The sequence below is a fragment of the Geothrix sp. 21YS21S-2 genome (assembly GCF_030846775.1).
In the GTDB taxonomy this organism is placed as follows: domain Bacteria; phylum Acidobacteriota; class Holophagae; order Holophagales; family Holophagaceae; genus Mesoterricola.
Genome location: NZ_CP132910.1, coordinates 4,802,209 through 4,814,401, shown reverse-complemented (window position 1 = coordinate 4,814,401; position 12,193 = coordinate 4,802,209). Strand labels below are relative to the sequence as shown.

Annotated in this window: 6 protein-coding genes; 4 read left to right on the top strand and 2 right to left on the bottom strand. The window is 68.8% G+C overall.

The features are described from left to right. Positions 1-3: 3 nt before the first annotated feature. Positions 4-588 (bottom strand): hypothetical protein, encoded by a 585-nt coding sequence (locus RAH40_RS21155; RefSeq protein WP_306599620.1) that lies wholly within the window; start codon positions 586-588, stop codon positions 4-6. Between the two features lie 344 nt (positions 589-932). Between RAH40_RS21155 and RAH40_RS21150 the strand changes: the two genes are divergently transcribed. Beyond that, the gene (locus RAH40_RS21150) at positions 933-2,078 is read left to right on the top strand and encodes a hybrid sensor histidine kinase/response regulator (RefSeq protein WP_306599619.1); all 1,146 of its coding nucleotides are present in this window, start codon (positions 933-935) and stop codon (positions 2,076-2,078) included. Positions 2,079-2,102: 24 nt separating this feature from the next. Here RAH40_RS21150 and RAH40_RS21145 read toward each other — a convergent pair whose 3' ends face one another. Beyond that, positions 2,103-2,663, bottom strand: a complete 561-nt coding sequence (locus tag RAH40_RS21145) for a TIGR00730 family Rossman fold protein (RefSeq protein ID WP_306599618.1) — start codon at positions 2,661-2,663, stop codon at positions 2,103-2,105. Between the two features lie 360 nt (positions 2,664-3,023). Here RAH40_RS21145 and carA point away from each other — a divergent pair, with 360 nt between their 5' ends. The 3 genes from carA (at position 3,024) to RAH40_RS21130 (ending at position 12,185) form a co-directional block, all read left to right on the top strand. Beyond that, a complete protein-coding gene (gene carA / locus RAH40_RS21140) occupies positions 3,024-4,106 on the top strand; it encodes a glutamine-hydrolyzing carbamoyl-phosphate synthase small subunit (protein WP_306599617.1) in 1,083 nt (360 codons plus the stop codon). Then, a complete protein-coding gene (carB, locus tag RAH40_RS21135; protein WP_306599616.1) occupies positions 4,099-7,317 on the top strand; it encodes a carbamoyl-phosphate synthase large subunit in 3,219 nt (1,072 codons plus the stop codon). Before carA ends, carB begins: the two co-directional genes overlap by 8 nt. A 989-nt stretch (positions 7,318-8,306) precedes the next feature. Next, on the top strand, positions 8,307-12,185 hold the full coding sequence (locus RAH40_RS21130) for a hypothetical protein (protein ID WP_306599615.1): 3,879 nt from the start codon (positions 8,307-8,309) through the stop codon (positions 12,183-12,185). Positions 12,186-12,193: the final 8 nt, after the last annotated feature.

The following is a 12,193-nucleotide window of genomic DNA, read 5'->3' as shown; positions in this document are numbered from 1 at the left end:
GGCCTACCTCCAGCGGAGCTTGATGTAGAGTCCGGGCAGGAAGAGGCCGCCCCCACCGAACACGGCCATCCACAGGAGGAAGCCCCGGAAGTCCAGGAAGGCCCGGCCCGCCAGGGCCGCCACGCTCACCACCAGGCCGATGGCGGCGAGCAGCCCGCTGCGCACCCAGATCCCCATGAGCACGTAGGCCATCATGAGCACGGTGACGATCACGGCGAGCTGGTCCGCGCCGTTCCTCAGGGGCAGCAGCATGCCCAGGGCCATGGCGTAGACCATGACCGTCAGCCAGAACAGGGCCACCTGGGCCATGAGCCTGCGGGTCTGGGCGCTCCGGACGTTGCCCTGGCGGTGGTCCCGGAGGCCCAGCCCCAGGGTGGCCACCATGCCCAGGCTCCCCAGCACCATCCAGATCCGGCTGGTGTGGGCGGGGGACAGGTGTGACAGGGTGAACGCGACGATCCAGAGGGCCCCCCAGAGGAGGAGGTTGTCGCCCATCTGGCTGCCGGCCACGGCCCGGCGGGTGTGGCGGGCCACCATCTCGATGTCGGCCAGGGCTTCGCGCGCCTGGTCCGGGGTGAGGTCAGGCATGGCGGCACCTCCGCAGTCGGGCGAGCGAAAGGCAGGTTGGATTCATGGGTCGCCTCCTTGAAATTGGGTTAAGAGAACTCTGCATTACAGAGTACTCTTTGCTTGGCATTCGTCAATCCCCTCCTGACAGATATTTCTCCATTTGCAGTTCCCGGCGCCCCAGCTTCTGATTCCTGGTCCGAGAACCCGGGGGGGGATGGGCCGTGGACCGACGTGCCGGACGCATGATGGCTAGGCATAGCCCCCGAAGCGGCGGACAATACGGAAACGCCGACACCACCCCATAAGCTCAAATTATTAATTCATTTACAGTTCCCCCAGCCGGACTTGTGAAGGAACGCCCCGTGCAGCCCGCAGACCCCGACAGCCACCCCCACGTGAGGGCCGACGAGGGCGCCGAGATCCTCGTCGTCGAGGACGCTCCCGTCACGATGGAATTCCTCCGGTTCATCCTCGCCGAGAGCCGCTACCGCGTGCGGGCCGCCACGACCGTGGAGGAGGGCCTCGCGGCGCTCCGGGAGCGGCTTCCCGACCTGCTGGTTCTGGACCTCCTCCTGCCGGACGCCCATGGCCTGGAGATCTGCCGGCAGCTGAGGGCGGACCCCCAGGGGGACGACATCCCCATCCTCATCGTCACCGTGGACGATTCGCCCCGGAACCACGGGGACGCGGTTCGCGCGGGGGCCGACGACTTCCTGCGCAAGCCGATCCTGCCCCCCGAGCTCCTGACCCGGGTGCGCAGCCTCCTGCGCCTGCGGCGCCTGCGCATCCAGCTCCGGCAGGAGAAGGAGGCCGTCCTGCAGATGCAGGTCCAGCACGAGGAGATGGTCCAGTTCATCCTGCACGACGTGAAGAACCTGCTGGCGGGCCTCCTCGCCAGCGTCGAGATCTTCGAGCACGACGCCTCCCCGGACCACTGGGAGAAGCACCAGCGCCGCATCGGTTCCTGCACCCGGAGCCTGCACGGCCTGGTGGACAACTTCCTGGACATTTCCCTGTCCCGCCGGGACCGCCCGGTCCTGCGCACCGAGGCCATCCTCGTGGCCCGCTGGCTCCCGCGGGTCGTGAGCGAGTTCGGGAATTTCGGCACCCGGCGCCCCCAGGTCTTCGAGGTGAAGGCCGACGGCCCGGGCACGATCCAGGCCGACCCGCACCTGGTGCGGCGCGTGCTCTTCAACCTGCTGGAGAACGCCGCCCGCCACGCGCCGGGCGAGGCGATCCAGGTGCGGGCGGCCCTCGACGCCCGGGCCGGCCAGTGCCGGATCTCCGTGGAGGACCAGGGGCCGGGCGTGCCGGACCCCTTGAAGGAGCAGATCTTCGACCGGCTCTTCAAGGCCGGGGAGGACGCCGGGACGGGAGGCGGCAAGGGCCTCGGCCTGGCCTTCTGCAGGCACGTGGCCGAGCTGCACGGGGGGCGCATCTGGGTCGAGGACAACCAGCCCCGGGGCAGCCGGTTCGTGCTGGAGCTACCGAGGAGCCTGTCCACGTAACAGGAGGCCTCGCGGGGCCTCCTGTTACGTGGACAGGCTCCTGGGGGCTAGCCGATCCAGGAGCCGGTCCGGGTCCGCCTCGCAGGGCAGTCCGGCGAGACCGTCCCCGTGGAGGAAGCCGTGGGCCTCCACCTGGCCCAGGAAGGCCAGCAGGCCGTCCCAGAAGCCGTCGCTGTTGAGGAGCCCCACGGGCTTGGCGTGGATGCCCAGCTGGGCCCAGGTCAGCACCTCGAACAGCTCGTCGAGGGTGCCGAACCCCCCGGGCAGGGCCAGGAATCCGCCCGAGAGCTGGACCATGCGGGCCTTCCGGGAGTGCATGTCCTCGGTGATGATCAGCTCCGTCAGGCCGCGGTGGGCCTTCTCACGGGCCACCAGGGCCCGGGGCATGACCCCCACCGCCCTGCCCCCGCCCTGGAGCACCGCGTCGGCCAGGGCCCCCATGAGGCCGCAATGGGCGCCTCCGTAGACGAGACCCGTGCCCCGCCGGGCCATGGCCTGCCCCAGGGCCACCGCCGCCGCCAGGTGATGGGGGTTGGTGCCGGAATGGGAGCCGGCGAAGACGCAGAGGGTGCCAGGGTTGTCCATGGCTTCCATGCTCTCGTACGGCCGCGCGCATTGCATCCAAACGAATGAACAAGCGAGCACAAAAGGGATGAATGAAAATTATTGTCTAAACCAAAAAACTATTTAATCATTTGCAGACCCGAAAAGCCGAAACCCGGAATCCGCCGAAGCGAACCCAAGATTGCCTTATTTATCAACTGCTTGGATCCGGCCACGCGCTTGGGGCCATCCAGGTCCGTTCAGGAAAGAAGCCACTATTATCGCCCGAAAAACCATACATATTCAAGTCTGTTTATCCAGAGGCGTTCGCACTAATCTCGACGGAATGCCGGAACGAAGGGGTCATGAGATCCCGGCCCCAAGGCAGCGTGAGGAGACCCCATGCTCGCGCACCTGATCCTGAAAGACGGTGAGTGCTTCAGAGGCGACGCCCCCCTTGGCCGGGGCGGGAGCGGCGAGGTGGTGTTCACCACCGCCATGGCCGGCTACCAGGAGATCCTCACGGACCCCAGCTTCGCGGGGCAGATGGTCTGCATGACCTTCCCCGAGCAGGGGATCTACGGCGTCCATGGCGACCTCAACGAGGCCCCGCGGCCCTGGGCGGCGGGGTTCATCTGCCGGCGCCTGACCCTCCAGCCCGACCACGCGCGGGCCGAGGGCGACCTGGGCAGCTGGCTCAAGCGCCACCGGATCCCCGTGATCACCGAGGTGGACACCCGCGCCCTCACCCAGCACGTGCGGGACCGGGGCGCCCAGCCCGGCCTCATCTGGACCGAGACGGACGGTTCCCTCGCTGCGGGGGTGGCCGCGGCCTCCCACCTGCCGGACATGTCCGGCCAGGCCCTGGCGGGCGAGGTGAGCTGCACGGACCGCTACGAGCTCCTGCGGGAGGGCGCGAAGTTCCGGGTGGCGGTCCTGGACGGCGGCATCAAGGCCTCCATCCTCACCCGGCTCGCCGCCTCGGGGCTCGACCTGGAGGTCTTCCCCTGGGACGCCCCGGCCTCCGAGCTGACCGCGGCCCGCTTCAGCGGGCTTTTTCTTAGCAACGGCCCCGGCGACCCCGCGGCGCTGCCCGGCATGCGCAAGGAGGTGGAGGCCTGCATCGGCCGGCTCCCGATCTTCGGCATCTGCCTGGGGCACCAGCTCCTGGGCCAGGCCTTCGGGGGCAGCACCTTCAAGCTGAAGTTCGGCCACCGCGGCGCGAACCAGCCGGTGCTGGACCTGGCCACCCGCCGCGTCGAGATCACCGCCCAGAACCACGGGTTCGCCGTCGACGAGGCGACCCTGCCTCCCGAGATCGAGGTGACCCACCGCCACCTCTCGGACGACACCGTGGAGGGACTCCGGCACCGCACGCTCCCCATCTTCAGCATCCAGCACCACCCGGAGGCCTCCCCCGGACCCCACGACGCGCGCGGGGCCTTCGGCAGGTTCGTCCGCATGATGGAGGACCACCATGCCTAGGAACCCCGAGATCACTTCAGTCCTGGTGCTTGGCGCCGGCCCCATCCAGATCGGCCAGGCCTGCGAGTTCGACTATTCCGGCACCCAGGCCCTGAAGGCCCTGCGCGAGGAGGGGGTGCGCACCATCCTCCTGAACTCCAACCCGGCCAGCATAATGACCGATCCCCAGCGGGCCGACGCCACCTACCTGGAACCCCTGAACCTGGCGGTGCTGGAGAAGGTCATCGAGCGGGAGCGCCCCGCGGCGCTCCTGCCCACCGTGGGGGGCCAGACGGCGCTCAACCTGGCCATGGAGGCCCACAAGGCCGGCATCCTGGAGCGCTACGGCGTGCGCCTCATCGGCGCCCAGCCCGCGGCCATCGACCGCGGCGAGGACCGGGAGCAGTTCAAGGCCCTCATGGACGAACTGGGCCTGGAGACCTGCCGGGGCGGCTTCGCCCACAGCATGGAGGAGGCCCGCGCCATCTCGAAGATGACCGGCTTCCCCGCGATCCTGCGCCCCTCCTTCACCCTGGGCGGCTCCGGCGGGGGCATCGCCTACAACGTGGAGGACTTCGAGGCCATCGCCCAGCGGGGCCTGGACCTCAGCCCCATCCACCAGGTCCTGGTGGAGGAGAGCATCCTGGGCTGGAAGGAATTCGAGCTGGAGGTGGTGCGGGACCTGGACGACAACGTGGAGATCATCTGCGGCATCGAGAACCTGGACCCCATGGGCATCCACACCGGCGACAGCATCACCGTCGCCCCCATCCTCACCCTCACGGACCCCGAGTACCAGCGCATGCGCGAGGCCGCCAAGGCCGTCATCCGCGGCGTGGGCGTGGAGACCGGCGGCAGCAACATCCAGTTCGCCCTGGATCCCGCCTCGGGCCGCATGATCGTCATCGAGATGAACCCCCGGGTATCCCGCTCCTCGGCCCTGGCCAGCAAGGCGACGGGCTTCCCCATCGCCTGGGTGGCCACCAAGCTGGCCCTGGGCTACCGCCTGTGGGAGCTGCCCAACGTCATCACCGCGCGCACCAAGGCGGCCTTCGAGCCGGTGCTGGACTACGTGGTGGTCAAGGTCCCACGCTTCACCTTCGAGAAGTTCCCCGAGACCGAACCGGTGCTGGGCATCCAGATGAAGAGCGTGGGCGAGACCATGGCCATCGGCCGCAGCTTCCAGGAGGCCCTGCAGAAGGCCCTGCGCAGCCTGGAGGAGGGCCACCTGGGCCTCGCGGGCGCCCTCGACGGGAAGCTCGACCTCTCGCGGCTCAAGGAGCACCTCCTGACGCCGGGCCCCCAGCGGATCTTCTGGATCTACCAGGCCCTGCGCGCGGGCCACTCCGTCGAGGAGCTGCACCGCCTCACCTGCATCTCGGCCTGGTTCCTGCGGGAGATGGAGGAGATCGTGGTGCTGGAGGGGCGCCTGCGGGGCTTCCCCCTGGAGCGGCTCCCCCGCGAGCTGCTGGAGAAGGGCAAGCGCGCCGGGTTCACCGATTCCCAGATCGCCGCCTTCTGCGGGGCCACCGAGGCCGGCGTGGGCGCCCTGCGGGCGTCCATGGGCCTGCGCCACGCCGTCAAGCGCATCGACACCTGCTCGGGCGAGTTCCAGGCGGAGACGCCCTACCTCTACCAGACCTGGGAGGAGCGCAGCGAGGCCCCGCCCACGGACCGCCCCAAGGCCATCGTCCTGGGCAGCGGCCCCAACCGCATCGGCCAGGGCGTGGAGTTCGACTGCTGCTGCGTGCAGGCGGTGGAGGCCATCCGCGCCAAGGGGGTGGAGGCCATCCTCGTCAACTGCAACCCCGAGACCGTGAGCACGGACTTCGACATCTCCGACCGCCTCTACTTCGAACCCCTGGTCTTCGAGGACGTGAAGGCCGTGGTGGACCGGGAGGGCGCGGGCGGACATCTGCTGGGCGTCTTCACCCAGTTCGGCGGCCAGACCCCGCTCAAGCTCGCCCAGAAGCTGGAGGCCGCGGGCGTGCCGCTCCTGGGCACGGCCCACAAGGCCATCTTCGACGCCGAGGACCGGAACCGCTTCGGCGAGGTGCTCCGCAAGCTGGACATCCCGGCCGCGCCCTGGGGCATGGCCTCCAACCCCGCCCAGGCGCTCGCCGTGGCCGAGAAGCTCCACTACCCCGTCATGGTGCGGCCCAGCTTCGTGCTGGGCGGCCGGGCCATGGCCATCGTCTTCGACGACGCGGGCCTGGAGAAGTACATGCGCGAGGCCACCCTGGTGAGCGAGGACCGTCCCGTGCTCATCGACCGCTACCTGGAGAACGCCCAGGAGCTGGACGTGGACCTGGTGTGCGACGGCGGGACCGCCGTCATCGCCGGCGTCATGGCCCACATCGAGGAGGCCGGGGTGCACTCAGGCGACTCGTACGCCGTCTTCCCCCCGCTGGGCGTGCCCGAGGCGACCCTGGAGACCGTGAAGGCCATGAGCCGCGCCCTGGCCTTCGAGCTGGGGGTGCGCGGCCTCCTGAACCTCCAGTGGGCCATCAAGGACGGCCTCCCCTACTGCCTGGAGGCCAACCCCCGGGCCAGCCGCACCGTGCCCTTCATCTCCAAGGCCACCGGGGTCAACTGGGCCGGCGTGGCCGCGCGGATCGGGCTGGGCGAGACCCTGCGCGAGCAGGGCGTGCAGGACGGCCAGGCCCTGGCCGTGGCCGTCAAGGGCGTGGTCTTCCCCTTCGCCAAGTTCCCGGGCGTGGACCCGGTCCTGGGCCCCGAGATGCGCTCCACGGGCGAAGTGATGGGCGTGGGCGCCACCTTCGGCGAGGCCTACGCCAAGGCCCTCCAGGCCGCCAACATGGTCCTGCCCCTGTCCGGCACCGTCTTCCTCAGCGTCAGCGACCAGGACAAGCCCCAGCTCCCCGAGCTGGTCCGGCGCCTGGCGAGCCTGGGCTTCGGCCTGTGCGCCACGGACGGCACCGCCCGCGCCCTGGAGGCCGCCGGGTACCGGGTGCGCCGCATCCACAAGGTGAACGAGGGCCGCCCCAACGCCGTGGACCTCCTGAAGAACGGCGAGATCCAGTGGGTGGTCAACACCCCCCACGGCAAGAACGCCTTCGTGGACGAGGACACCATCCGTCGCCAGTCCCTGCGCCTGAAGATCCCCTGCGTCACCAACATGAGCGCCGCCCTGGCCGCGTGCGAGGCGGTGGAGACGCTGCGGGGCGAGGTGCGGGTGCGCAACCTGCAGGAGCTGGGAACCCGGATCTAGACCGGCCGGGTCGGCTGGCGTTCCGACCCCTTGCCCACGACCCGCCATGCAAGGGCTAATGGCTGTCATTTCATAAGAAAACAGTCAAACGCAGCGGCGCGGAGGATTCGCCAACGGTCCGAGGGAAGGGCGTTGGGCGATGTCCTGCAAACCCCGGCCAGGGCCTGCTCCATGGCCTGGCGAAGACCGATCGGCTCCCCAAACGCGGCGAACAAGGCCAACCCGCCCCATGGGGAAACCGGTTTCCGGGTCAGGCCGATTTCAACCTCCTGGCCCCCGGCCGCGGTAAGCTTCGGCTGCACCCTTGGGTCCGCCATCCGATCCTCCCTGCGTTCTCGACAAACCCAAGGAAATCAGGCGTTCCAAATGGCGCGACTGCCAATTCAAGGCCCTGCTGCCGAATCCGGGATTAGGTACCTGGATTTCTGGCGGCCTGCCCGGGTTCCACCGTGGCGCTCGGATGGCGGCAGGTCCGGTTTCCTCCAGGACGCCCGGGTTCGTTGCCGCCGGCGGGGCCGGCGCCAACGGAAGGAGTCCGGCCGGGAGCGTTGGGGTCATGGCGCCACCTTTGAACTCCGCTAAGGGGTGAGCCGGGGTTGAAGCCTGGCCCAAGGTTCCGACCCACCCGATCTCAAGAATCGGCAAGCACCACAATTCTAAGTTTTATACAAGTGCAGGCCCCGGTGCCCGCCCTGGCGCCGCGTCACCAGCTTGGCCGGTCCGGAGCTTCCATCCGTGGATTCCATTTGTATATTTATTTAATGTTTTTAATATTCCGACCTGAAACACAATCCGATTACCTTAATTCTAAGTGTTAAAAAATAAAATATTTAAAAGTCAAACATCGTGAAATCGATCGTGCCGAAGTTACTAAAATGTTTGCATTATATTAACTATAAATTAAAATGATCCAGTTGGAGACCCCACCTATGGCCCTTCCCGAACCCATCCACCCTCAACCCACACCCGCCCCCTCCCCGGGAGTGGCCGTGCACCTGATCACGGCCGCAGCGGCGTCCTTCCTCCTGATCCTGGCCCCGGCCTGCACCAGGCGGTCCGGCTCCGGCGGGTCCGTTCCCACCCCCACGGAACCGGCGGCGCCGAAGATCGCCAGCTTCCAGGCGGACAAGTCGATCATCACGAAAGGCGACTCGGCGATCCTGACGTTCGCGTTCGAGGGGGGAACCGCCACCCTCGATCCGAACCTCGGCCCCGTGACCAGCGGCGGAAGCCTGACGGTTTCGCCGGACCAGGACACCGACTACACCCTCACCGTCAAGGGCGCCGACAACGCCGCGGTGCACCGGGTCGTCACCGTGAAGGTGGCGCAGGCGCCCGCGGCCCCCGAGATCCAGGCGCCGGCCCAGGTGGCGACGTTCCAGACCGGCATGGTGGCCACGGTCCCCTTCGAGGCGGGCAGTACCTATAAGTGGAGCATCAGCAACGGCTCCATCACCTCCGGCCAGAACGAGAACACCGTCACCTTCGATGCGGGCGCCACCGGAGACCTGGTGCTGACCTGCGTCGTCTCCAACGCCGCCGGCAAGGAGGCCAAGGCCAGCACCTTCACGGTCGCCGTCAGGGTCTCCACCATCACCGACTTCAAGGCGTCGCCGGCCCGGATCACCGCCGGCAGGCCCACGTCCCTGATGGCCACCTTCACCGGCGGCACGGGCCTCATCGAGCCCGGCGGCCTGCCCATCACCAGCGGCACGGCGGTGGTGGTCACCCCCGCTGGGGACACCACCTACACCTTGACCGTCCACAGCGGAACCACCCCCCTGGTGTCGTCCCAGACGCTGGTGAAGGTCCTGCCGGCCCTGGCCGCCACCCCCATCACCGTTTCGGGCGCTGTCCAGGCGGGCATTTCGGGCTACCAGGCTAGGGTGGCTCCCCAGGCCGGCTGCACCTACCGGTGGAGGATCGGCAATGGCACCCTCACCGCAGGCGACGGCACCGACACCGTCACCTTCACCGCCGGCGTCGCCGGACCGCTGACCCTGGACTGCACGATCACCAACCCGGCCGGCGATTCCATCGATGCTCCTTCACTGGCCTTGACGGTCCAAAGCGCCCCCGCCCCCGGCGCGCTGGCCGTGTCGCTGCTCCGGCCGGCCTTCCCCGCCTACGGGGGCGGACTCCGGGCGGAGGTGAACCCTGAGCCCGGGGCCACGTATGCCTGGACGCTCTCGGACGGCACCATCGACCTGGGCGCGGGCACGAACGCGATCGTCTTCACCGCCGGCGGTCCGGCACCCGCCACGCTTCGCTGCGCCATGACCCTGGCGGACGGCTCCACCCGCGAAGGTTCGGTGGGCTTCACCCCCACCTACCCGGTCATCGACCAGTTCGCACCCAACCAGAGCGTGGTCACGGCGGGGCGGAACGCCACCCTCAACTTCACCTTCAGTGGCGGCACCGGAACCCTCTCGCCGGGCAACCTCGCCGTCACCAGTCCCGGCAGCGTCCAGGTGGCTCCCGGCACCTACACCCTGACGGTCCTGGACGCCGCCGGCAATGTGGACCGGGCGGAGCGGACGATCTCCACCGTCCCCATGCCCACCATCACCCGATTCACCACCAGCCACCCCATCCTCGGCCCCGGCCGGGAGGCCGACCTCACCGCCGTCTTCGACGCCGGTCCGGGCGGCACGGCCCAGGTGGAAACCCTCGGCGCGGTCACCAGCGGCCAGCCGATCAGCACGGGCCCCCTGCAGAACGGCCGGCGCTTCGCCCTCCGGGTGACCAACGCCGGGGGCGACAGCATCACCCGCGACGTGACGGTGCGCGTGGCGGCCCTCGAACTGGTGGCCGGCTTCCCCTCCGGGTACGGCAATGGTGACGGCGCGGCCCGCTTCGCGCGGTTCAGGAACCCTCGCGGGCTCGCCATGGACGCCGCTGGGAACAACTACGTGGCGGATACGCTGAACCATACGATCCGAAAGGTGGCCGCCGACGGCACGGTGACCACCGTGGCTGGGAATCCCGGCGTCCCCGGCAGCGCGGACGGCCAAGGGCGTGAGGCCCGGTTCAACACCCCGGTGGGACTGGCCCTGGACGCCAGCGGCAACATCTATGTGGCGGACTTCGGCAATGCCACCATCCGCAAGGTCGCCGTGGACGGGACCGTATCCACCCTCGCGGGCGTGCCTGGAACCCAGGGTTCCACGGACGGCACCAACGGTGACGTCCTCTTCAGGGAGCCCTACGGCATCGCGGTGAGTCCGGATGGCACCCAGGTGTTCGTCTCGGACAGAAGCAGCCGAACCATCCGGGCCTTCAATCCCGGCATGGCCCCCCTGGTGACGATGACGATCGCGGGCCAGGATGGCGTCCCTGCATTCATGGACGGGCCAGGCGCCACCGCGCGTTTCCGGCAACCGGGAGGCCTGGCCCTGGGGGGAAACGGCAGCCTCTACGTGACGGATACGACCTCCAGCGTCATTCGCAAATTGACGCCGCAGGCGGACGGCACCTATTTCGTCTCCACCGTCGCGGGCCGGGATCTGGCCAGAACCCTCAACGGCGTCACGGACGGTGACGGCCTCACGGTCGCGACGTTCACGAATCCCATCCAGATTGCCGTGGATTCCGCAAACAACCTCTACGTGACGGATCTCGCGCACAAGAGTGTCCGCAAGCTCACCCAGACCCCCAACGGGTACCTCGTCTCCACTCTGGCCGGCGACACCTCGGCCATGGGGACCCTGGATGGCCATCCCTTGACCCAGGCCCGGTTCACCCAGCCAGGGGGCCTGGCGGTGGACGCGACCGGAACGGTATTCCTTGCGGATGGCCAAGCCGGCGTCAACGGCCCCTTCGGGAACGCCATCCGGGCGATTCCCGCGGCCTCCAATACGTATACCGTCGCCGGCACCCTTCCCTCGGCAGGTGCGGTGAACGGCGTGGGGACTGGCGCCAAATTCAGGGAACCCAGGGGCTCCGTGTCCGACGCCGCCGGCGTCGCCTACGTGTGCGACACCCAGAACCACGCCATTCGCAGGATCTCGCCGGACGGCACCGTCACCCTCCTTGCCGGGAACGGCACCCCTGGGGCCGTTGACGCGACCGGCACCGGAGCCCGGTTCAACCAGCCCTATGCCATCGCCATCGATTCCGCGGGGGTCCTGTTCGTCGCTGACATGATGAACCATGCCATCCGCAGGGTCGCGCAGGACGGCGTCGTGACCACGGTGGCGGGGGATGTGACACAGCCGGGCGGGTTTGCCGATGGCCTGGGAACCGCGGCGCGCTTCAACCGCCCTTCGGGCATCGCCGTGGATGGAGCCGGCAACCTCTACGTGGCCGATCGCGACAACCACGTGATCAGGAAGATCGACCCGACCGGGCAGGTGACCACCTTGGCCGGCGACCCCCTGCGGGCTGATTCCCTGGACGGGCCGGCCGGGCAGGGCACCCTCACCGCGCCCTTCGGAATCGCCCTGGATGGTGCCGGAAGCCTGCTCGTTTCGGATTTCGGTTCCCACACCATCCGGAAGGTGAACCTCGCGACCGGCGCGCTGAGCACGCTGGCCGGGGACGCGGGCGCACCCGGGTTCCCGACGGACCCTGGGTACGTCGACGCGAACGGCTCCTTGGCCCGCTTCAACAAGCCGGCCTCCCTGGCGGTCGACTCCGACGGGAACGCCTATGTCGCGGACTTCAACAATGAGGCCCTCCGCATGATCGCGCCGGACGGGACGGTCACCACGGTCCTGGGCTTTGCGGGGTACCCGAGGATGCGAGGGGTCGCCCCCGGACCGCTGCCGACGGCCTTCGCCGAACCCAAGGGCGTTTCCGTCGACCCGGCCACGGGCAACCTCCTCGTCTCCACCCCGGACGCGGTCATGAAGGTCGCCTTCCGGTAGCGGGGCGC